The 24,019-nt window shown below is 40.3% G+C and carries 15 protein-coding genes; 2 read left to right on the top strand and 13 right to left on the bottom strand.

Annotated elements, in window-relative coordinates:
* The 13 genes from LBQ60_08745 to LBQ60_08685 all read right to left on the bottom strand — a co-directional run.
* Positions 1–704: FAD-dependent oxidoreductase (locus LBQ60_08745; protein MDR2037998.1), on the bottom strand; the 704-nt coding region annotated here is incomplete at its 3' end.
* Between the two features lie 8 nt (positions 705–712).
* Entirely contained in the window at positions 713–1,789 is a 1,077-nt protein-coding gene (locus LBQ60_08740; GenBank protein ID MDR2037997.1) for a DUF4434 domain-containing protein, read from the bottom strand.
* Between the two features lie 39 nt (positions 1,790–1,828).
* On the bottom strand, positions 1,829–3,337 hold the full coding sequence (locus tag LBQ60_08735) for an ADP-ribosylglycohydrolase family protein (protein ID MDR2037996.1): 1,509 nt from the start codon (positions 3,335–3,337) through the stop codon (positions 1,829–1,831).
* 45 nt (positions 3,338–3,382) lie between these two features.
* Complete coding sequence (locus LBQ60_08730; GenBank protein ID MDR2037995.1) at positions 3,383–4,168, bottom strand: hypothetical protein; 786 nt, start codon at positions 4,166–4,168, stop codon at positions 3,383–3,385.
* 153 nt (positions 4,169–4,321) lie between these two features.
* Entirely contained in the window at positions 4,322–5,815 is a 1,494-nt protein-coding gene (locus LBQ60_08725) for a calcineurin-like phosphoesterase family protein (GenBank protein MDR2037994.1), read from the bottom strand.
* Positions 5,812–6,954 (bottom strand): DUF4855 domain-containing protein, encoded by a 1,143-nt coding sequence (locus tag LBQ60_08720; GenBank protein MDR2037993.1) that lies wholly within the window; start codon positions 6,952–6,954, stop codon positions 5,812–5,814. Before LBQ60_08720 ends, LBQ60_08725 begins: the two co-directional genes overlap by 4 nt.
* Entirely contained in the window at positions 6,944–8,272 is a 1,329-nt protein-coding gene (locus tag LBQ60_08715; protein ID MDR2037992.1) for a phosphodiester glycosidase family protein, read from the bottom strand. The genes LBQ60_08720 and LBQ60_08715 overlap by 11 nt, the downstream gene beginning before the upstream one ends.
* A 4-nt stretch (positions 8,273–8,276) precedes the next feature.
* Positions 8,277–9,584, bottom strand: coding sequence for a family 10 glycosylhydrolase (locus LBQ60_08710; protein ID MDR2037991.1), 1,308 nt, complete (start codon positions 9,582–9,584; stop codon positions 8,277–8,279).
* A gap of 102 nt (positions 9,585–9,686) precedes the next feature.
* Positions 9,687–11,600: a DUF5018 domain-containing protein gene (locus tag LBQ60_08705; protein MDR2037990.1), complete on the bottom strand. Its 1,914-nt coding sequence runs from the start codon at positions 11,598–11,600 to the stop codon at positions 9,687–9,689.
* A 104-nt stretch (positions 11,601–11,704) separates the two neighbouring features.
* Entirely contained in the window at positions 11,705–13,081 is a 1,377-nt protein-coding gene (locus LBQ60_08700) for a DUF1735 domain-containing protein (GenBank protein MDR2037989.1), read from the bottom strand.
* A gap of 24 nt (positions 13,082–13,105) precedes the next feature.
* Positions 13,106–14,992 carry a RagB/SusD family nutrient uptake outer membrane protein gene (locus tag LBQ60_08695; GenBank protein MDR2037988.1) on the bottom strand — a complete coding sequence of 629 codons (1,887 nt, stop codon included), beginning with the start codon at positions 14,990–14,992 and terminating at the stop codon, positions 13,106–13,108.
* An 11-nt stretch (positions 14,993–15,003) separates the two neighbouring features.
* Complete coding sequence (locus tag LBQ60_08690) at positions 15,004–18,090, bottom strand: TonB-dependent receptor (protein ID MDR2037987.1); 3,087 nt, start codon at positions 18,088–18,090, stop codon at positions 15,004–15,006.
* 24 nt (positions 18,091–18,114) lie between these two features.
* Positions 18,115–19,323, bottom strand: coding sequence for an AGE family epimerase/isomerase (locus LBQ60_08685; protein MDR2037986.1), 1,209 nt, complete (start codon positions 19,321–19,323; stop codon positions 18,115–18,117).
* A gap of 231 nt (positions 19,324–19,554) precedes the next feature.
* On the opposite strand from LBQ60_08685, the gene LBQ60_08680 reads away from it, so the two are divergent.
* Both LBQ60_08680 and LBQ60_08675 read left to right on the top strand, forming a co-directional pair.
* The gene (locus tag LBQ60_08680) at positions 19,555–20,778 is read left to right on the top strand and encodes an ROK family protein (GenBank protein ID MDR2037985.1); all 1,224 of its coding nucleotides are present in this window, start codon (positions 19,555–19,557) and stop codon (positions 20,776–20,778) included.
* Positions 20,779–21,123: 345 nt separating this feature from the next.
* Positions 21,124–23,973: a fibronectin type III domain-containing protein gene (locus tag LBQ60_08675; protein ID MDR2037984.1), complete on the top strand. Its 2,850-nt coding sequence runs from the start codon at positions 21,124–21,126 to the stop codon at positions 23,971–23,973.
* Positions 23,974–24,019: the final 46 nt, after the last annotated feature.

The following is a 24,019-nucleotide window of genomic DNA, read 5'->3' as shown; positions in this document are numbered from 1 at the left end:
TTTTCCGGAGCATGCAATTCACGGGTTTCTGACCTGGACTCTGCACCTGTCCGGTATTTTGTTCCTGTCAACGGAAGCAGGTCGCCTAATTCAGTAGCATCCACAAAATACGGTGCAGTCAATCCTATTTCTTCCTTCGTCCGGAGATGAACAGCTTTCAATGACCTGACCCTGTTTCCTGCAACATCCGCACCCCTGATCCTGGTATCCAACAGCACCGATAATTTTCCGGTACTGATAAAAGGATAAAGCATTTCATACAAAACCGCCAGCGCTACCTGGGGTTCATGGCATAAACGGGAAACAGCGCCGTTACCCGGATTTAAGTATTTAACCTTACGCGCTTCCTCTGTCAACGGATAATTGCGTAGGTAATAATCACGTATCCTGTTCCGGAAATCACGGTAGAGGGCCGTTGCCCCATGTGTTTCTATCCAAGGGTGTTCATCCGGGGGTACGCCCTGCTGGGTGACCTGTCCTCCTATCCAGTCGGTCTCTTCGGTCATGATCACACTCAACCCGTTCCTTAATGCGGCCAATGCTGCAGCGCATCCGCCCATGCCACCTCCCGCAACCACAAGGTCGGCAGCCATCTCCTTCTTCCCTTTACGTACTTTCGGTCCGGAAGAAGCAGACGCCAGCGCAGGAAAAGACGCCAGCATTCCTCCTGCAATACTCAATCCTATAAAATTACGCCTGTCCATATCTTTGATCAGGTGATGTTGAAATAATCCTTATACCGGTTATATAAATGTCCTGCCTGTAGATAAGCCGACTGAGGACTCATAAAATGCGGAAATTCAAAGGTGATCGCTTTATCATATCTGGCACGGGCAGCAGCCTCGAGCTTCATTCTCAGTTTATCGAATTTAATGGGAAGGAATTTGATCGGCATATCCCGGTCAAACGATTCGGCATTGGTCCAGCATTGCATTCCGTATTTATCGCCCAGCTTCTTATTGATTTCGAAGAAGGTATCCAATTCATCATAATCGATATGACCGTCCTGAAATGCACAGGTATCGATGGCTCCTTTCACTCCATCGAAGATCTCGCCCCATTCCCGTTCATGCTCCTGTACCGATACGGCATCGGTTTTGGTCAATTGACCGGAGGCTGCCATCACGGCTTTTTTCCCATCTATCCACGGAGAGATCAGGGTAGGTAATCCCCCGGATACATCCTTGCACTGTTGTCCCATACTACGAAAAGCATTGATGGCTCCTTTCGTCTGGCGGCTGATCTCGGTACTTACATACCATCCCCCAAAACTTTTGTGGTGTCCGTATTTTTTCCAGACTTCCTCGATCACAAATTTATTGTCTTCTATTTCCCAGCTAAGGTCTCCTGTATCCCAATATTTTCCGGAGTCATATAAACCAAAATAAAATTTCATCCCATGCTTCGTCGATAGACGCAAAAACATATCCAACAGATCCATAGACGGCATATAACAGGCATGTTTCTTCATCAGGTATTCGGACGGATAAGTGATGAACTTCCGGTATCCGCAACGGATCATGATCACCGTATCGATACCGATCGCTTTCATATATCCAAAATCAGCATCCCATTCTTTTTCACCCCAGTTCTGATGGGGAATATCATGAGTTATCTCGTCCAGGAAAGTTCCCGTGATTTTCAATCCCTGCGCCCTCGGGACAATTAACTGATCCGGTGACGTCACGACCGGTGATGTTCCCGATGTTGTTCCGCTGCAGCCGATCACCGGTGCTGCTGCCGCTACGGCGCCCATCGCGGCTATTTTCTTGATAAAGTCTCTACGCATAAAATGAAAAATGGAGAATTAAAAATTGAGAATGGAGAATTATATTTTGTCGGAATAAACCAATGCATCCCAGATATTGATATGGGTATTTTCTTCAGGATTCAACCATTTGATCCGGATGGAATGTTTCCCATTAGGTAACTGGTATTTCCAGAAAAGCTCCGTTTTACGGGTCGTATAATTATATGGAAATTTCATTTGTCCGGAAAGATCCCCGTCCACATACACTTCCAGTATTGCCGTATAATCATCAGCGGGCCTGGATTCAGTGGTATTGAACGATCCCCTCAATACTACGCCGGTTCCGTCAAACTCGATGGTGGTATCCTGTTCCTTTTCCAGGGGCTTACCTGCCAGTCGTTCTTTGGGGTAACAATGTTCAAAGCTTTGTTCCAGACGTACCGGCATGGGTGGTTGGATCCGTATATCCACACGGTCATCATGGATCTTTCCCCCATTCCGTTCAATGACCTGCAAGGCCTGGTCAAAACTCATCCGGTAAGTCCTGTTCAGGGATATGTTGGTATAGGCAAAATCGATGTCCTCTACTTCATACAGGTTTTTCATCCATTTCTCCGGGATATTGCTGTAACCTAACATAGTACCCAGTATCCCGCCTGCAGATGCCGGATTACAATCGCTGTCCTGCCCGCAACGGGTGGAGATATCCAGTGTTGCTGAAAAATCACCTTTCCCGTATAACAGTCCGATCACAATGTAAGCGGCATTCATTTTGGCATCGATGTTGAAAGGATCAAAAACGCCATCCGGACAACCCACTTCATGGTTCCATTTATTTTCCAGGTCGGCCCAGGTCTTTTTCCAGTCGCCGGGATATTGGTAATACCAGTTGATCACATCATGGATACATTGATAGAATGTGCTTTGTTCAGGAATGGTCTTTAATGCTTCCAGCACTATTTTCTCCACATCATCATATATGAATGCCAGGCTGTACATGGCTGCTACATAAACACCGCCATACCAGCCGTCGCCATAATTCATGATATGACCGATCTTATCACATATCTCCGATGACGCATTGGGCATTCCCGGAGACATTAACCCTGCAAAATCGGCCTCGATCTGGAAATCGATACAGTCGGCATGCGGATTGTTCAGCCAGTGTCCGGACTCAGGCGGCATCATTCCGTTCAGGATATTGTACCGCGCTGCCTGGTTGGCATGCCATAAGGTATATCCGGCTTTTGCAAATGCCATTGCGAATGAATCGGCCGGGGCATCTATCCCGTATCGGTCGAACACATCCACAAAAGTCAGATCCATATATACATCGTCGTACAGTCCGGGGAAATGCCCGAAATACCATTTAATATAACCGTCCGGCCAGGGAATATCCACCGAATCGGGAATGATCCTCCCCTTGTAATGAAATTCCGTAGGTCCGCCGTAAGTACAGCCGATGGTCTGCCCGGCCCATCCCCCCTTGATCTTATCCAGTAATTCCGTATTCGATAAGGAAACTTTTACCGGATGGGAACAAGCGGCAATAAGAAATGCAAAGATGATGGATGAAATAATTTTCATGAATAAATTTATGTTACAGACAAAAAAAATATTGATACAAAATAATCATTCTTTTTTTTCAAAAAAATCCGGAATCACTTCTATTGAGAAATAGAACTCTTGAAGTCCCATTTCTTTAGCCCAATTATATAACGGTTTATTTAAAAGATTTAACATAGAAGACACATTATATTCCCCGTTAAACGGTTCACATTTCTGGGTCAACATAAGGGTATCAGAAGATATTTTTCCTTCACAGCAAATAAAACCAATATTTTGATATTTGACTTGAATTTGGTACGGATATACATCATACTTTTCAAAAAATAACGGATTTAGAGTTTTTTCAAAGGAATCCAATACATCAGAATAATCCAGATCTATCTTTTTCTTATATGCGAGTCTGGAACGATAATATATGTTATTACATGGATTAATTACAGGAAGTATACCCAAGAAAATATCTCCTTTACAAAACATAAAACGAAAAAAAGACTCTTTAACAGGATGTATCAATCCCTCCTTATAATCAACAAAATTAATATTCTGACCCACATATTTTTTTTTATAATTTGGTCCTTTTAAATATATTTTAATGACATTTTCAACATTATTGCCAATCACCATAGTATCATTGATCATAAAGATATCATGACCATATATTTCCGGAACAAAACCAAATCGCTCATTTAATCCTGCAAGAAATATGCTATCATGTGGTGAAGTAGGATATTCATAGAAAGCACTAAAATAATTGGTGAAATCAGAAACAATACTATAAGACAAAGATGTAAAATCTGTTGTCGTGTCCCATTTTTTCACAAATCTATATAATTGATATTTAGGATACATGAATATAGAAGTTATAATCAAACATATAATGATAAGAATGAGAAACTTTTTCATGTTATTTAATTAATTGATAATTCAATTATTTTTATAAATATCTAATGTCTCAAAAATATAATGCAAATACCCATAGGCTTAGGCAGGATATAGATTATTTTATCGGTCAATATCTTGTGAATATACATTTCCAAAACGATCCACCACTTCCACTTTTATCTTTGCACCGGTTTTTTCCGGATATGCATAAAACATATGCCGGGTAGGTCTCGTCGATATCCATTTATGACGAAAATGTTCTTTATTTTTCCGGATATAATCGGAAGTATAAGGATCGTGGCCCGTGAATCGGGTCATTTCTCCTTTCTTTGTTCCATCTTCATACCAATATACCTTCCATTGCGGATCATAGTTCCATACATTGGCTGTTATGACATCCGGTTTTTCGGTACTGGCTCCTACCGGATAGGCCCTGAACTGGAAATCCTTACTTTTACCAACCGACTTATAGAACCAGGATATATGATCGCCATCTGCCTGGTATACCGCATAACCTCCGGGTGTTCCGTCGCTGCATTCAGGTCCCTGCCAGAAAACGCCGCATACGGCGGCATGTATGTGTTCATACAGGTTATCGGAAATCATAAAATTTTCATTATAGTGCATATGTCCCGAAAAGATATGTGCCTGAAAAGGCTGTAGCATTTCATGCAGGTGTCGCCGGTTTTGTAGCACATGCAACATATTTTCCGTTTTTCCTTCCTGTACATCCAGCGACCAGGTAGGGATATGGAGCATCACAACAACGGTAGATCCCGGTTTTACAGTCGACAGGTCCTGTTGCAGCCAGTTAAGCTGTTGCTCGGGAAGATAGCCTATATAAAAATAACTTCTTCCTACATAAAAGACATCACTCAATACCACATAATGTATTTTCCCACGATCAAAAGAATAGTAATCCGGGCCGAATGTTTCCCGGTAAGTTGCTTTTGAATGATCATTAGAGCGAACATCCAGGGTCATATCATGGTTCCCGGCCGTATAAAAGAAAGGGATACCGGTTTCTGCCAGCATCTTCCTGATCCGTCCGTAAAATTCCGGATGATCGCCCACAATATCCCCGCAGACCATTCCATATGAAGGGATATCGGGAAATAATTCCCCGGCCAGTTCCCGTGCATCTGTCGCTGTTTTCTGCAACAGGGGCATCTCTTCCTCATAATATACCTGCGGATCGGCCCATACGAACATAGCGTGCCGGTGATCGTCCATTTCATTCTTCTCCAAAGTAAAGTCAATTTTCTGTTTTTCCCTGATTTTCTCATTAACAGCTGTATAAAAATAAGGTATGCCATCCTTTAAAGGGATTTTATATCCTGAAGGAACAGAGATATAGACAAATTCAACAGTCGCATTGCTCCGCAACGAGTAATTTCCCTTCGCATCAGTGTAGGTAATATTGATCCCGTCTGTAACCCGCACATCCGCAACCCCTTTCCCTTCGCAGGATACCTTCCCCTGAAAATATATATTCTGCAGGTTTACCTGTCCCAGTGAAGGAAAAACGATAAATCCCAGTTGCAGGGCCAATATTACGGACAAAAGAAAGCTTTGACCGGAAGCCGTTGAAGGATGTGATGCCTGTTGCTTCATTGGGTATATCTGGCTTGATGTTCTGCTACAAAAGAACAAAAGTCATGGAATAATATCTTGTCTTTTTCATTCGATGCATGATACAAATGGTATAAAGCGTCACAATCCTGATAATAGGCAATCCTTTTCGAAGATAATACCCCATTTTCCCTGAAAGCTTTCATATAGTCATACAGCCGGTATCCCTTATCACCTTTTTCCTCAAACACCCGCATATCAAATTCCAGTTCGAGATCCAGATCATATTGTTTGACAACATTACACGCCTCTGTTAATCGGGAATAGGGAATCTGGTCGTTAAAGAAATAATTGGGTTGCAGGTAAGCATAATTGAATTTTAACGACTTCCAGTCGTAATAATCCGGATTGGTTTTCCAGTAAGGAATCCAGTTAAAACTATATTTCTTTTCATTCAGATAAGACGCTATTCCGGAAAGGATGGTTTTAGTGTGTAATGATTCTTCTGCAATCCAGTAAAATCCGGCAAGTTCCACGTTTTTAAACCTGCCTTCGTTGAAACATTTCCTGATATAATCAATGAACCAAATGCAGGCAGCGATTCTGTCGTCATTATTAGTGAAATTCAATACTTTTCCATCTACATCCCCCCAATAGTCTTCGGGTAATTCGGTATAATGAGAAGCAGGACCGGCAACAATCGGTTCGGGAATGCCTATGATCACTTTCCTTTTAGCAGGTGGTGTACCTAACCTGCCCGAAGCGTCAGCGATACAACTATCCAGTCCGTAAATCCCGTTGTTCCTGGTAAAATAATAATCCGCCAGTTCTTTCCATTCCTGCTTTCCGGCAGGCTGGCCATAATAGCCGGTAGCAAAAATCCTCCGGTTAGCCGGATCTCCATTAGCAATTTCCAGGAACAAAAACCCGTCAAAAAGCCACGACTCTCTATTAGACCGATTTTTATAACTTACATATGGGACAAAATGGTCTTTATTCCAGGATACATCCCGGTGCTTACCGCCTCCGTAGATCAATACCATATCTGTTATGGATAAAAGATCTTTTCTTTCTTTTTCCCAATAAAAATCGACATACTTGGGTTCGTTTTTACAGATACAGCCTGTAAATAACAGCCCGATAATTGCTATGACCAGATTTAACGATATTTTATTTACCATCTTTTAATTTACTTGAATATTCCTGAATCAATAAGCCGTTGGCAACAGCACGTTCGCTACCGTCAGTAAGGAAATTCTTTACTTTATCATCTGCAATCATACAGGAAGAACCGCCGCCATCCAGATTTACAGCATTGGCTGCTCCCAGGTATTTCATGATCTCAGCCAGTTCTTTTGTAGTAACACCCACAGACAGGGAGGGTCTTCTTCCTTCAACTATGGTTAGGAAAATATAAGTACTGTCCGACGAAAAACCGGCAGAAGTACGGGGATGACGCGAGGTCAGGAGATAATCGGAAGCCATGGGCAATACCTCATTATTTTTAAGTATGATATTGTATGAACCGATCATATTGCTGATTTCCGGCTGAAGAGTCTGGTCAGACTGAAAAGCCAATCCGACTGAAACCGTTATTTCATCGTCAACCGATATATTTCTGAGGAAATTACCTGCCGTGCCATGCCCCGAAAGAACAATTTTTCCTTTAGGAATGGCCATGGACCCTCCTTCTCCCGCATGTACGGATCTTTCCACCACACATCTGACATTTTCATAGTTATCCAGTTCTTCCCAGTTCCCTTCTACAGGTGAAAGCAGTATCTCTTCTCCCCATTCATTCGTACGGGTATACTTTCCAAAATAACTATTATATAAAACCATATAATCAGTACTGCGTACTACATTTACTCCTTTAATAGGGTATGATCTGCGGGCATTATCCGTTACCTTAGCGTTCAAGGACATAAAATCCATATAGGGTTTATTGTTCCTGTCAAATGCCAGGACCGGCATTTCCGGATCGGGAGATTTGGTCAGTATGCCCATGGTCATCTCTCCGCCCAGGGGTATTCCTGTTGACATATCATAAAAGTCACCATTGACGGCGGCAGAGATCTTCTTACCCTGGTTTGTTTTTCTTTTGATCATTGCCGACGGCCTTTCCATGGCCCTCAGGCTATCCCTGGCGATCCATGTTTCCACCGCCAGTTCATCACTTTTACCAAACATTCTTAAGGAATGAATGATCAATGGCTTTTCAGTATTTTTCAGCTGTGCATACATGTACCATAAGCCCGGCCGTATCTTTTCCAGGTAAGTACTGTCTACCTGATAGGCATTATCTCCGATATCGATGGTTAACCCCAGTACGGGATCTTCCTCTCCAGGGATTTCAGGTGTTGGTTCTTCCGGAATCTCTTCCAAGGGTGGTTCCCCATTCTGTTCTTCTTCGTTGGATTCCTTATCTGAAGAACAGGAAAGAATCAGGAAAAAAAAGAAAAACAATCCACCTATTTTTAAGAACAATTTTTTTCGCATATGGCTATTTTTTTTCATTTTCTGCGCGGGATATCCCGGTTTTAATGCCCTCCCACAAATCATACTGAATGACCTGGACAATATCAAAGACCATCAGACCTTCCGTTTCAGACAAACATAAATGAACCGCATCTTCAATAGTTTTGGCGGTATTCTGAGTGGCGGCATATAATGTACCGTATACTTTACAATCTCCTTTTACGATCTTGTTGGCCCTTTCTAATCCGTATTCTATGGATTCAGGATCATTTTTTCCAAAAATATTGGTCAGGTATGTTCCGCATAGGAAAACATCCAGCAGATCGGCAAATCCGGCATTTTTATAGCCCTCCGAAGCCCATGCGGGATAGTCTTTATGGGTATCGTATTTTTTGCTTGCCCAGTTTTGTCCTTTGGTGTATAGGGCGCCGTACCAGGAAGCCGCCCAATATTCCAGCCTGACATCAGGCTTGATGATATTGATCTCCGTCCTGACCTGTTTGATAAAATCATGAATGATCATGGCCCGGAATTCCCACCATTGCTGGTACCATTTACCCGGAACCATATATCCCTCCGTGTGCCATTTGAATATATCATCCGGAAATTTCTCCACTTTAGCCCCTATATATTGCTCAAAGGCCAGACGGGATGCTTCGGAAAAATCATTTTCCTCATCCGGAAAACGGCAATAGTCCAGTGCAAAAGCGTCGAAATCATATTTGGTAACAATTTCTTTAATAAACTTCAGGCAAAACTCCCGGACTTCGGGTAATACCGGATTCAGGAATGCGGATACTTTCGAACGGTCGCGCCTGATGTCCATGAATCCTTTATCTTTTGTATATTCAATACTGGTTTTGCCATTCCAGCTATTATCCCTGTACACCATCCCTTCCTGCCTTATAGGAGATCCACCTGTAAAGATGGTTGCGGAAACGGTTACTTTAAGGTCCCGTCTACGGGCTTCATCGATAAAAAACTGCAGGTAATCCCAATCGCGTTCTACGCGAATGCCTTTAACTTCTTTCAATACAGGCATAAAATCGCTTTGGTACAATACATCCCCATGAATAGGGCGGACATCGACCACAATTTTATTAAACCCTGCGGATTTTGTTTTATCTAGGTAATATGTAATGTTTTCTTTTTTTGAAAAAAGTTCAAAGTTGGCTTCTGCATCGAACCACAACATTTTTTCTTTTTCCGTTATCTCTTCGGTTGCCTGTTCCGGCTCCTTGTCTTTTTCGGAATTGTCATTATTCCCGGAACAAGTGATAATGCAAAAAAGTGAGCATACGAATAGAGAAACAGATGTGATTTTTTTAAACATATTAACCATAAATCTAAATATCCCTTTTTATAAAAAATTGACCAAAAGTTAAATCATCCCTCCCGTATTATTCAGGAGGGATGATTTTATTAAAATAAATTATTACAACTTACTCATTTGATAGCAAACAACCGCTTCACGGGTTCCTATTGCATAAATAAATATATTATCTCCACTAGACTCAACCGTCAAACTTCCCGTATTATTCGTATTTTCAACAGTACGAGGGAATTGTGCTTTTATTGGGAACGAATGTGTTCCGTCAGCATTTCTTTCAACAATTGTCATAAGATAATTTGCCCATTGTCCGTGAAGTACAGCCATAAAATTCTTATTATTAAGAGAGAATAACTTTTGATAATAAAACCCCATATTTCCCCATCCTCTGGCAGCCCATGGACCATCATTCTGAGTATAAGGACCCCGTATCTCGGTAAAATCGGTTCCATTATTGTATTGAATATTTACATACTTCTCATTGGCTGCTCCAATATTGGTATTGGTAGTTCCTAAATAATACGGAGCGTTATCCGTCAAATTTATTGGTGTTAAGGTCTGATAAGCCAAGTTATTTGATTCAGCATGAGTAGTTATTATACTGGGCGTTGGATTAACCACACCTCCGGTTATCTTCCAAAGATAGTGAACCCCGTTGGCGTATTGGGTTATTTCTGCAGCAATAATACAACCGTTTCCATTGACATCGCCGATTACGGAAAACTTACGTCCGAAAGCCAGCCCTGTTGCATCAAATTCAAGGATCTGAGTCGGCGCCGTTGTGGCAGATGTCCATTTAAAGAAATAAATTTTACTGGAAGACCACGATGTAAAGCTACATCCGACTAAATTTCCGGCATCATCATTCGCAACAAAGAAAGGAGGATTGTTACTGTTGAGAGTTGCGAATCCCTCAACATTCAATTGTGCAGACGCTACATTTCCTGTTTCTTTATCAAGTAACATTTGGGTTCTACCCAGTGCTAAATAATCGCCAATTGAAGCAACAGATGTTTCATTAACGGTTAAATTAATAGCAGCTCCGGCTGAAAGCCATTTTTGTTTTACATAATAACCCTCCGATTTAATGGTCCAGGTCTTTTGATCGCCGTTTTCTGCTGTTACCGTATAGGTTACATCCTGTGCAAAATTCTGTGCGGCATCATGAGCCGGGGATACTGTCGCTCCGGGAGATATCTCCAGAATAGTGGGCGCTACATTTAACATAGAAGGAGTAAAATCTGTTCCCATTAACGGAAGGCTGAATATAACGGTTTCCCCGTCTTCCTGTATCTCTCCTGTTACCGTTACCTGGTCGTCCCCTTCACCGATCTTGAACTCGAAATAGCTAATTTCGTTCCCGGACCTGTTGGTCCTTTTAACAGTCCATTCCTTAGCGGTACCATCATGCGCCGTTACTGTATAGGTTACTTCACCTGAAAAATCCTGTGCTACGCCTGATGCAGGATTCGCTGTAGCGCCTAAAGACAAAGTAAAAGTAGGTACTGCAGTCGGCAATAAATCCCAGATATCCTGTGTAGGAGTAAACCAGACAGTAGAATTTACCGCATCTATCTCACCTTGTAATGTAACCTCGCCTACTTTAAGTGCAAAATCGGTAAAACTATTTTCAGAAGAAGTACCAACGACCTTTTTCACGGTCCATTCTTTTATTGAACCGTCCTCTGCCGTGACTTTATATACGACATCTTTGGTAAAATCCTGGGATTTTCCGGATGCCGGATCAGCTAACGCACCTTTGGATACTTCAAAGGTTGGTGTAGCGGTTTTCAAATATTCCTGATCGAAATCAAGTCCCACTAAAAAATTGATGGTTTTTTTATCTTCCTGGACAACGCCCAGAAATGTTTCCCCACCAGCAGTCAATACAAAATTGGAAATTTCTTTCTCACTGCTTTTAGGTGTTTCATCATCGTCATCCTTACAGGATACGAAAGAAAACATAACTGCTGTTAATAAGCAGATTAACCCCGTTTTACATAATTTTAATGTTTTCATAGGTAGAAAATTAATTTAACATGAATAAATACAAATTTATACGATATTGATTGTTTATTTATAAAAATTATTACTATAAATTGATTTTAGAATTATTGTACAATTTACTCAAATCCAATGATTTCTAATCTTTGAATATCCAATTGTGCTCCCTGGTTAGCATCACCATTAAAATATTCAGTGGCTTCCGTAATGACAAACTTAAGGTATCGCCCTTCAAGCCTATCGGCAGGATCAACATCATATTCATTTACTCTTGGCGTGTTACTGGGTCTGGTCCAATCCAATATTCTTGTCCAGTTTTCATTGTCGCTACTCACTTCAAAATATCCTTTCTTTAAGCGTCCTCTCCAGCTTTCATCCGGAAAAGTAAAACGGATTCCCGTAACTGTTTTTGATGTTCTCATATCAAAAATAAAATAGTATGGAAACTGAGCCGGTGGCGCCCATTTCGATCGCCAACCTTCACCGGTCAGCATTTTATATGGAACCATTCCCAAAGATTCATATTCCGCATCCATAGTAATATCCGAATTCCAATCGAGTACAATCCAGTTAGTCGCATCAAAAGCTGCAGGATAAAAAGGAATATGTATCAGTTGGATGTTTTGGTCCGGATCAATTCCCCAGTGGGAAACCTGGGAAAGTTTAAGAGGTAGGAAATAGTCATCAAACAGATATGCGTTGCTTGCATCTACCAGTTTCTTTTTATAAAAATGAACCGGGATCGTTTTCATATTTTTCTTTTTAGGAATGTTCCATTCGCTCTCATTCAGGGAATACGCTTCTGCCGGTAACAATTTATAATTGGTTCCGTTTTGCTGATTATACGTATCCAGAAGCGATTGCTCAACCGAAAATTTATATGTAATATCCCAGGCATACGGATCGGATAAATTGGGGAAATTCAGGCTTACCATTAATGAATGGGTAGTGGTATCTCCGGAAGCTTTAATCGGGATTTCCTGTACGGAAGCCGAATTTTGGACGAAGATATACGGTTCACGGAATACCGGACGAACCAGTATGGTTAATTTATCCTGATCCACTTCAATTCCTTCCGAAACATTCATTTGTATGGGAATCACATAATTGTCCCTTTCCGGTAAAGCTTTGATCTTTTCTGTAAAATATTTGATTTTCATCACAGACCTGATATCATCCGGGTTCATTTTAAATTCCATTGTAGGAATTTCATAACAGTCGGAAGGCAATAATTTGTATTGCGTTTTGTTGGTATTGTTATACCTGATCAGTATCTCGTTATCCAATGCAAAAGAAATATTCGCTCCCTGTTCCCCGTATCCTCCTTTGCAGGCAACCACATCACTATGGTATTCACCGAAATTATAGACAGTTACATCCTGCAGGTCATAGTTTAACAGATAGACCTTATCTTTTGCCATATCGTCCAGCCGATGGTCTTCACATGATATGAAGAAAAAAACCAGAGTTATGGGAATCAATAATATATGCCTCATTTCTATTTTCATTTTAAGTGATTATTACCATCCATAATTTTGTGTCATATTCACCATCTCGCTCAACTGATCCTGATGAATCGGGAAGAGGTGATGTTTCGGCAAGCATACAATAGGTGTACAGATGGCGTCCGTACGTTTCCACGAATCCTTGTAATTAGTGGCCGTAAGATCCCTCCCATAACGTTTCCCGTTACTTTCTTCCGATGCGATCATCCATGTGCGGATATCATAATAACGATGGTTTTCAAAGGCCAGCTCTATCATCCGTTCTTTCTGCAATAATTGCCGGAACAATTCTTTGTTCCCTTTGATTTCCGGGTAAGCTACTTCAATTTTATTCAATCCTGCACGTTCCCTTACCAGGTTCCAATATCTAAGCCCTTCTGTTTCATTTCTATTTGTTTTTTCATTACAGGCCTCGGCATAATTGAGATAGAATTCCGCCAACCGGAAAAAAGGCCAGCTGAAATTACCCCAGCTTCCCGATTCGGTATTGTTTTCAGGATTACTCATCCGCCGGAACAGATATCCTACTTTCACAAAGTCACCGGAAGTATTTCCATAGGGAGATGTTCCTTTGCTGTGGAAAGTCACCCATTTAGGACTACTTTTTGCGTTATATATCCATGCCATGCCATTAAAAAAGATAGAAGCATAGAAACGTGCATCCCTGCCTATGCAACTGTTATGAACCGGAAGCGAATCAGGAGATGTAACATCATCTGCAGGATGGACAAACGAATTGGTAAACCCATCTTCTACATAACCTGACTGTGTGTCAATAACTGGGGAACCATCCTCTCTGTACCCTGTAATAGGGAATCTGCCTGATAAGGCCATCGGATAGGTATCCACCAGTTTTAACGAAGGAGCATAACCCCCATACCCTTCTTTCAGAACTATTGGAGGAGCACTACGCACATTCCAGTCAAAACCGCTTCCTTGCCAAAAAGCAAAAATCAACTCTTTATTCCATTTATCGAAATAGATGCTTTGGTAAGATTTTATTGCTTTTTTCAATGTATTGCCTTCTGTTGTATTCTGACACAAACGATAAAGGCTTCTTTCCTCGGCCAGTTTGATCACTTCCCAGGCAGCATCGGCTGCTTTATCCCATTTAGAAAGATCTTCAGTCTGGGGAAACAGATAATCTCCATAATAATTTTTCATTCCCACATACCATTTACATCCATTAAAAAGAGGACGGGCCATATATAACAGGAATCTTGATTTTGCTGCTGCTACTGCTCCAACCGTAACCCTACCATACCATTTTTCTTCCGCGATTTCAAATCTTTCATTTTTACGTAACAAAGCCTCTGCTTCATTGAACTCATTCACAACATACTCAATACACGCATCCAGCGAATGCCTGTCTACGTTTTCCCCTTTCAGTTTGATATCGGGATCCATATCTTTCCAGATATATACAGGTCCATATTGTTGTATCAGGAGAAAATAATAAAAAGCCCTCAGAAAACGAGCTTCTGCATACATTATCTCTTTATCACTCAATTCCAATTCAGGACAATCATATACATTATTCATGAATACCGTAGACTGATTAATTCCCTGGTAATACCAGCTCCAGGTGTGAAATGCCGAAGTGGTGGGATTCCAGGAACCATCATTATAGTTCAGGTACGTCAAACCCGATACCCATGAAAAATAAGATTCATCTGATCGTGAAACAGCACTGGTTACACGGTCAAATCCCCATGTTGACACTGCATGGTAATCTTTCGGAAGAAAAGAATAAACATGTGCCAGATAGCGTTCGGTAGTTGTCCTTTTACTGAACGTTTCTTCTATGGTCAGTTGCTTTTCCAGTTCCGGTTCCAAGTATTTTTCACAGGAAAAAGAAACAACACAAAGTATAAGTAAAGTGATTATATGAAAACGTTTCATTTTATTATCTTTTAAAAATTAAGATTAACGCCCAAATTTACGATTCGCATGTTGGGATACACAGAACCTTGAGAATTATTGATTTCAGGATCCCATAGATCGAATTTAGCAAATGTCAACAAATTCACTCCCTGCAGGTAAAATCTCACTGTGGATAATTTGATCTTGCTTGAGATTTGCTTGGGCAGGGTATATCCAAGTTCTGCATTCTTTAATCGCATAAAACTCATATTCCGCTGTTTATGTGTCCCCAATTGCTTGTTGTTCTGATTTGTAGATAGAGCCATACGCGGATATTCAGCATTAGGATCCGGATTTTGTTCCCGCCATCTTTTATCGGCGATATCAGCAAACACACCTCCCATCACGGCATTTTGTTCGAATCCGTTGATAGGTGAACCGTCCAGGAATCCGGTAACATTTCCTACACCTTGGAAAAATAAAGATAGGTCGAATCCTTTCCACATGGCACTTGCACCAAACCCGTAATTAAATTCAGGGACATGGGTATATCCGATAGCAATCTGGTCTAATGCATTTACCATTCCATCCCCGTTAATATCCCTGAATTTAACATCTCCTGGGCGGACAGTCCCAAACCCTTGTACGGGGCTGTTGGCAATGTCTTCTTCCGATTCGAAATATCCCAGGGCAACTAAGCCGAATTGCTGATAAAGAGGTCTTCCGGCCAGCTCCTGATATTTCATCAAAGGAGTAGGTTTGTCATCATATAGTTTCCTGTTCCGGTTATAAGTGAAATTTGCCCTTACCGAGATAAAAAATTCGTTGAACTGTTTGTTGTATTCCAACGCCAGATCAACTCCCTGATTTTTCATCCTTCCAAGGTTCAGATATGGATTTACATTTGCTCCTACTACTGAAGGCACACTTTCCTGTAAAAGAAAGATATTTTCTCTCTTTTCATAAAAATAATCTGCCTGTAATTTAAATTGATTATATAAGCCTATTTCAATACCTATATTTGTTTTGATGGATTGTTCCCATTCCACGTCCGGATTACCCGGATACCCCGTTGCAATCCCGGTCAAACTGGTTTGTCCCGATTGTCCGAATTGCCATCCGGCAGCAGAGCCGTTCATATCCGAGTTAAATGCGAATCTTTTTCCTCCTCCGATTTTATCATTTCCGATTTTACCATGTGATCCTTTCAATTTCAACAAGTTAATCGTCGACCTGATTGGTTCAAAAAACTGTTCGTTACTAATCAGATAACCTACCGCAATCGATGGGAAGAAACCAAATTGATGACCGGGTGCAAAATTCTCCGAACCATTGTACCCGAAGTTTCCTTCGATAAAATATTTATCCATATACGAATAAGTGGCCCGACCTGCAATACCCAGATTACGATAGGGAATGGAAGTCGTATAATCCGATGGTACATTATTGACATTTTCCCTTAAATTAAATAAGAATAATCCCCCTACCCTGTGTTTTTCAGCAAAGACCCTGTCGTATGTAATGGATGCTTCCACATACATAGTCCGGCTGCCTGTATTGCTTCTTGAGAAAGTCAAATAATCACTGCCATCATTATTCTTGTGAAAAATCAGATTACCATCAGCATCCCTGCCCGTTGCATAATATGTAGATGGGCTAAGTACCCTACTCACTAATGAATAATTGACTACGTCCCATGAAAATTTAACATTCGCCTTTAACCCGGGTGTGATCAGGTCTGAAAAATCCTGGGTTAATCCTACAAGTGTTTGGGCATTATTGTTAAATTCCTGTACATATCCGGTTTTATTTAAAGTATTGTATGGATTGGTCCCGGCAGACATTGGTCTTGCAATTGTTCCATCCGAATATATCGGTGGAATAGCAATGGGAATAGTCAGGTAAGAATATATCCACAACTGATCCACACCTCCTGATTTTGAATTAGGCCTGTTCTTTATATCAAACTGAGTAGATAAATTCAGATTCAGAACAGTACTTTTACTTAAATCAATATCTACATTTGAACGGAAATTATATTTACTCCATCTCATAGAAGGATTATAATCACCCTTATCAGCATCATAAATACCGTTTTCATTATAATATGAACCAGCTACATAATACCTTATATTTGTACTTCCACCCGTTACATTCACGTTAACACGCTGACTGGTTGCTACATCTTTATATATAACACCTAACCAATCTACATTCGGATACAGATCAGGGTCTTCTCCACTCAAATATTTTGCCCGAAGTTCCGGAGTGTAAAAGTCTACTCCGTTTATCTCACGATATACATCATTATAAAGGTCCATGTATTGTTCAGCATTTGCCATTTTGGGCATTTTTGTGGGTGATAATATCCCGAATTCTGCCCGGGCTGTTACAACAGGTTTTCCTTCTTTCCCGCGACGGGTAGTAATTAAAACCACCCCGTTGGCACCTCTAACTCCATATACTGCCGTGGCTGTGGCATCCTTCAGAATGGAAAAAGTTTCAATATCTTCGGTATCTACCAAATCCAGATCACGTTCTATTCCATCTACCAGAATAAGAGGTTTGTTGTTGGTACCGAAGGTGCTTACCCCACGAATCCAAAAGTCAGCACCCGCGCCAGGCTCTCCCGACCGTTGAACCGCCACCACTCCGGCCATTTGTCCGGCAAGGCTGGTACTCACTTTACCAACTGGCATTCTTAGTTCATTGACCGAAACCGAAGTAATGGCACCAATTACACTTTCCTTTCTTTGGCTACCATATCCGACAATTGTCACTTCTTCCAACTGGTCACGCTTTTCCTGCAGCATGACATTTATAGAAGTCTGATCTCCTACGGCAATAGACTGGGGCTCAAAGCCCACAAAAGAAAATACAAGTTTATCCAGAGGACGGGCATCAATAAAATATGAACCGTCAAGGTCGGTTGTTACACCTCTGGTTGTTCCTTCAATTACAATACTGGCTCCCGGTAAAGGCTCCCCATTGTTGTCATGTACTTTCCCGGTAACTCTTATTTGTTGTTGAACAGATTGAGCTTTCAATACATTAAAAGATTGTTGCGATAAAAACAAAACAACAAAGACCAACCATCCGGAAAAGTTCAAATTTAAAATGCACGGCAATTTTTTCATCCTTAACATGAGTTTAAATTACAATCAACTTATATGCGACATTTCTTTATGTTTTTCACTCCCTTGCTTCTCAATTGACTCTAAGGTCTTCCATATCTGATAAAGTCCCCTCGGAACATGGAAGCAGCCTTTCCATTTACCGCCTTTCAGGGTCAGAAGCGGTGCCCCCTGGCGATTCAGGTAACCGTACCATTCCGGATAATCGTTATCCCGGAAATGCTCCCAGGTATACTCATGCAGTTTCAGAAACCAGGAGAGACATTGCTCATTCCCGGTAAGCCTGTATCCTTTCAATGTGGCTATCAAAGTCTCGATATGTACCCACCAGAGTTTCTGATCCCATTCCAGTTGTTGCGGAGGATGATTTTTGATGTCTTTAAAATAAAAAATTCCGCCATATTGCTTATCCCATCCGTACTCAATGGAACGAAGTAAAATTTCCACTGATTTTCCGGCCAATTCCTGATTATGGTATCTTTCTGCTATATCCATCATGAACCAGGTAGATTCATTGATATGTCCCGGATTAATGCATCTGCCCTCGAAGCAATCGACAAAAGTGCCGTCCGGCGCCACATTTTCCAGGATCAGCCCGGAATCTTTCTGGTAGAAAGTATTCAGTATTTCATCGATTAACGGATGCACCATATCGTTTACTTCAGAAGTTCCTACGACATCTTCAAGGATCAGGGATAAATTACAGAGGATCATCGGTAAAGAAAAACCCTTTAAAGGACGTGTTCCCGGATAGGTTTTATTATAGATGCCTTTAGGATTCCCGGAACGTTTTTTTATGGATTGAAAAGTAGACAGGGCTATTTTTTTGTACTCGTCGTTTCCTGTAGCCTTGTATAATTCGCCGAAACCCATGGCCGCAAAACAATCCGAAAAAATATTATAGGGTTGTATCAACGGTTTCCCATCCCTGGTCAATGAAAAATACCAGTTCCCTGATTCGTCCATTCCATATTTTTGCATGAACCGTGCGCCCAGAAGAGCCATATCCAGCCATTCCTGTTTCTTTTCTATTTCGTTATAAATCATAGAAAAGAACCATACCTGCCGTCCTTGTAACCACATAAATTTATCGGTATCGAACACCTCGCCCTTACGGTCAAGGCATGTGAAATAACCTCCGAATTTTTCATCAGGTGATTGAGACATCCAAAAAGGAATTACCCGATCCAACAACTCCCCCCTATAAAGATGTACATAAGAATACAGATCACTCATACTTTTATAGCTTACAGATAAGAAAATTATCACACTAACCATGCAAATATAAAGCAAACTTTTTAATTATAACACAAATATTCATAAAATATTTTATTAATATTTCATTTATTTAAAATATTTAACTTAAATTAATGATGGAAAATAGATTTCATTTTTTTTATCTATAATATATTGTGGTCATTTTAAATTATATTGCTTACTTTTGTTTTATTAATAAATAAATTACCTATGGCCATATCTTTTCTCTATAATGTTTCTGAAGATATTTCTTTATCTGCGTTAAAGACCATCAATTTAAAAAAGGAATTGGTCAGAAATCTAACTTTCTGTGGTGATAACACCATTCCTCACCTGAGTAAAGAAACCGGTTATAGTATACCCACAGTAACCAAACTGATCGGGGAACTGATGGAAGAAAACATCATTCAGGATCTTGGAAAGATAGATACCACCGGGGGAAGAAGGCCGAGTATCTATGGCATCAATCCCAGGGCTTTCTATTATCTAGGCGTGGAAGTAAAACGGAAATCCATCTCCATAGGCCTGCAAAGCGCAGATAATAAGTCCATCAAATCATCCGAGTCCATCAGGTATCAGTTGGAGAACAACAAAGAATCCTTAGCCCGTTTATGCGGAATTATCAATACTTTTATTGAAAGTTCAGGTATTCACCGGAATAAAATTGTCGGGGCATGTATCAATCTCACAGGCCGGGTCAATTCTTTTGACGGATTCAGTTACAGTTACTTTTATTTTGACGAACAGCCATTAACAGCTATTATCGAATCCCAGATCAAGATCCGGACTTACATAGAGAATGATTCAAGAGCTATGGCATTCGGGGAGTGCAACGGAGGCGTCGTGCAAAACGAGAAGGATATTCTATTTATCAATATCAGTTGGGGATTGGGAATGGGTATCATTTGCGACGGAAAACTTTATTATGGCAAATCGGGTTACTCAGGTGAATTAGGCCATATTCCCATGTTCGATAATGAAATACTCTGTCATTGCGGCAAAAAGGGATGCCTGGAGACAGAAGTTTCCGGATCTGCTATTGAAAGGAAGGTAAAAGAAAGGCTGCAATCGGGGGCCACTTCCTTCCTGACCTCTGTTAAAGAGATCGATAAAATAACCATGGATGATATTCTTCGTGCCGTAACAGAACATGAAGATATGCTGGTGATCGAGATACTGGAAGAAATCGCATGGAAACTGGGCCAAAGCATGGCCATGTTGATCAATATATTCAATCCTGAATTGATCGTCATAGGTGGAACCTTATCCAAGGTCAGTGATTACATGGAACTACCCATGCAAACAGCCATGAGGCGGCATTCGCTGAATCTGGTGAACCAGGATGTGAAAATAAAGAAATCCAAACTGGGAACAAGTGCGGGAATCATCGGCGCCTGCCACATAGTAAGGGAAAAATTTTTCAATAAATCCTGAATACAGAAAAACCATACAATTACATCTAAATTGATTACATCTTTTGATTTAGATCACTTTATATATTACGTTTTTACATATGAAGGCACAGAAGTTATTGACTCTTCAATTATAGAATAAGGTTTTTATCACTTTCTCAAAAGGCCGGATTGGGTTTTTATTTATTATGATTTAAAAATCCATAATGGTTTTTAATTATTTTTGCCAAAGGATGGATGTAGAAATTCTATGCATGAAACAAAGTATTTTATAGTTCAACAACTATCATGCTCGTTTTACTACTGGGATGATTGCTAAAGGAATAGAGAAGAAATAACTTTATTATTAACCTAAACTTGTATTGCCATGAAAAAAGTATTGTACTTATTTATGTGTTTAACACTGACAGTATTTGCAACAACGAAGAATGTTATGTCCAATTCATATAATTGGTATGTATCCGTTGATGGAAATGATAATAATCCGGGAACACAATCAGCGCCGTTCCGGACGATACAATCTGCTATCAACAGAGCTAGTTCAGGTCATAGCATAAAAGTATCCGATGGTGCTTACAATGAACAACTGAATATCAGCCAGAAAATAATAAAGTTGGTTGGAAATCCGACAAATCCTCAAAATGTAACGATTAATGGTAGTGGTCTAGAGAAAACAATCAAATTTTATTATGCAAGTTATTCTGAAATATATGGTTTCACTATTACAGGGGGAACTAATGGTGCTATTTATTCGAATGCTAGTAGCGAATTAATACTTTCCAACCTCATCATCACAAATAATCATACATCTGAATACGAGTCTGTTATACAAATGTATTGTTCTGAAGGTACAATACAGAATACTTTAATTTATGGAAATAATGCATATCGGATTATATACCTAGGAGGATGTGGAGGAAGTTTAAAAACCTTTTTATACAATAATACTATAGTAAATAATTCCGGAAATTCATGCATCTATTCTTGGGATCACATAGTAACATCAAAGAATAATATCATTCGAAATCCAGGTTGTCAATATGAGTTTTCCATAAATGAAATGTCTTCAGTTTCGGTTTCTTATTGCAATGTAAGAGGAGGGACTACGCTCATGTTTAATGATGGTTTCAGTTCTCTTACTACAAACAATATTGTCAACAATGATCCTCTCTTTGTTAACCCTTCTTCCGGAGATTATCGTTTGTCATCTGGATCACCCGATATTGATGCCGGTGATCCGGATGAAGAATGGAATGATGTATTATTTCCTCCGTGTCAGGGAACGGAGCGTAATGATATAGGGGCTTACGGTTGGAAAGCCGGCATCTTAATGTTTTTAGTTCCATCCGCTCCGACCAATCTTAGATCGGGTGATATAACGGAAAATTCGTTTAAAGTCACGTGGAATACTGTATGGGGAAATGTTGGCGGCTATAAATTATATATCAATAATGTATTACAGGGTACAAGTTACAGTAATACGTCGGCTACAATAACAGGTTGTCAACCAGAGACATCTTACAGCATTAAAGTGGTTGCGTATAATTCGGCAGGAAATTCGGAGCCGAGTGAATCTATTACTGTCCGGACTTTACAAGCTGTTCCCACAACCCAAACACATGAAATGACAAAAACAGTCCCATACGAATACCCTTATAACCTGATATCAAATTACCGCAACAATTCTTATATGATGATCCCACATGCGCCACTTTTAATAGGCAGAGATACTGCATCTAATTTTAAGGGACGTGGATGCTTAACTTTTGATTTGTCGGATATTCCTGCAAATGCCAGAATAGACAAGGCTGAACTTATTTTTGATGTCAATCGTACCGATATAGGGAAACAAGGACAAACCAAAGGAAAAATTATTTTCCGCCACTTTACTATGGCTGGTTTTGCTATAAATGACGGCGCGTTAGCATGGTATGAAACTGACCAGCAACCAATGAATTATCGAACAATCGATACGGTTGAGTATAGTCAATTCACCGAAAAAAATAAAATAGATGTTACGGATAATGTTGTACGAGTCACTATCGATAAATTTTTAATTGTGCTTAAACACAACTCTGAAAATACAGACGGCATGGAACTGAAGAATGTAAAGCTTGGTATAAAATATACTATTCCGGGCAAACCGACCAGGCTTACTAATTTCGTCGTTGGCAACATATCCACTACAAGTTGTAACCTGAAATGGGATGTCCCATTATCGACGGAAGCATTAACCTATAAATTATATGTGAACGGAGAATTTTCCGGTACTACTTTTAATAGAAATAGCGGGACTTACGAATTACAGATGGCAAAATCCTATTCCATGTATATCACGGCAGTAAATAGTTACGGAGAGTCATTGCCCAGTGATGTTTGTACTTTTACGAGTGGGATACCGGATAATATTAAAATAGAAGGTCCTGATCTCGTTTGTTCGACAGGGAATTTCACCATCAGCAATTTGCCAAGCAGTCTGAATGTAAGTCAAATAAGATGGTCATGTAGCAGCAATTTAGCACCTACTGATAATTCGGCAGGCACATCGAAGTCCTTCAGAGCCACCGGCAATGGAGACGGATATATTGATGCCAGGCTTATCATCGGAGATGAATCATTTCCGGTAAAAAGGAAATACATAAACATCGGTCCTCCGGATAATTTTACCGTAAGTGGTCCCAAAAAAGACAGAACGGGGGGAGGTCTAACATTTAGCACCAGTCCTATCAACTTAGAAAGTACCTACGTATGGACCCATGATGGAACGACACAGGGCGCTAACAATCAACACTCTATACATATAACGTTTACTACCGTGGGTATCAAAACCGTACGGTGTTACGCCTACAATGCCTGCGGTTCAACTTCTACAGCTTCATGGACCCTGGAAATTATTGACGGTGGAGGAGGAATTTACAGTATGTCATATCCTAATCCGGCATCAAATATTTTAAATATTGAACTAGATACTGAAAAATACGCTTTGATTAATGAAGAAAGGCAAATGGTATCTGGTATAGGCAGTTTATCTTCCAAAACAGCAATCTTCGATATCAGGCTTTATGATAATCTGGGTAACATGCTTAGGAGGAAAAGTTCCAAAGGGGAACGAGTAAAATTTAGTGTCAGTGATCTTCCATCAGGAATATATTTTATCCATATATATGATGGGACGGGAGAAAAACCAAGCGTTGAAAGAATTATAATAGAACGCTAGAAATAAAGTCATCCTCTCTTCGTGGAATAAAATATTAAGCCATGAA

This window comes from Bacteroidales bacterium (assembly GCA_031275285.1).
In the GTDB taxonomy this organism is placed as follows: domain Bacteria; phylum Bacteroidota; class Bacteroidia; order Bacteroidales; family UBA4181; genus JAIRLS01.
This window is presented reverse-complemented; position numbering and strand designations above follow the sequence as displayed.

Coding starts and splice junctions, on each gene's coding strand:
- LBQ60_08710 (MDR2037991.1), bottom strand. CDS start 9,584: ATGTTTAAAAAAATCACATCTGTTTCTCTATTCGTATGCTCACTTTTT.
- LBQ60_08690 (MDR2037987.1), bottom strand. CDS start 18,090: ATGAAAAAATTGCCGTGCATTTTAAATTTGAACTTTTCCGGATGGTTG.
- LBQ60_08720 (MDR2037993.1), bottom strand. CDS start 6,954: ATGGTAAATAAAATATCGTTAAATCTGGTCATAGCAATTATCGGGCTG.
- LBQ60_08730 (MDR2037995.1), bottom strand. CDS start 4,168: ATGTATCCTAAATATCAATTATATAGATTTGTGAAAAAATGGGACACG.
- LBQ60_08680 (MDR2037985.1), top strand. CDS start 19,555: ATGGCCATATCTTTTCTCTATAATGTTTCTGAAGATATTTCTTTATCT.
- LBQ60_08685 (MDR2037986.1), bottom strand. CDS start 19,323: ATGAGTGATCTGTATTCTTATGTACATCTTTATAGGGGGGAGTTGTTG.
- LBQ60_08695 (MDR2037988.1), bottom strand. CDS start 14,992: ATGAAACGTTTTCATATAATCACTTTACTTATACTTTGTGTTGTTTCT.
- LBQ60_08715 (MDR2037992.1), bottom strand. CDS start 8,272: ATGCGAAAAAAATTGTTCTTAAAAATAGGTGGATTGTTTTTCTTTTTT.
- LBQ60_08735 (MDR2037996.1), bottom strand. CDS start 3,337: ATGAAAATTATTTCATCCATCATCTTTGCATTTCTTATTGCCGCTTGT.
- LBQ60_08675 (MDR2037984.1), top strand. CDS start 21,124: ATGAAAAAAGTATTGTACTTATTTATGTGTTTAACACTGACAGTATTT.
- LBQ60_08700 (MDR2037989.1), bottom strand. CDS start 13,081: ATGAGGCATATATTATTGATTCCCATAACTCTGGTTTTTTTCTTCATA.
- LBQ60_08740 (MDR2037997.1), bottom strand. CDS start 1,789: ATGCGTAGAGACTTTATCAAGAAAATAGCCGCGATGGGCGCCGTAGCG.
- LBQ60_08705 (MDR2037990.1), bottom strand. CDS start 11,600: ATGAAAACATTAAAATTATGTAAAACGGGGTTAATCTGCTTATTAACA.
- LBQ60_08725 (MDR2037994.1), bottom strand. CDS start 5,815: ATGAAGCAACAGGCATCACATCCTTCAACGGCTTCCGGTCAAAGCTTT.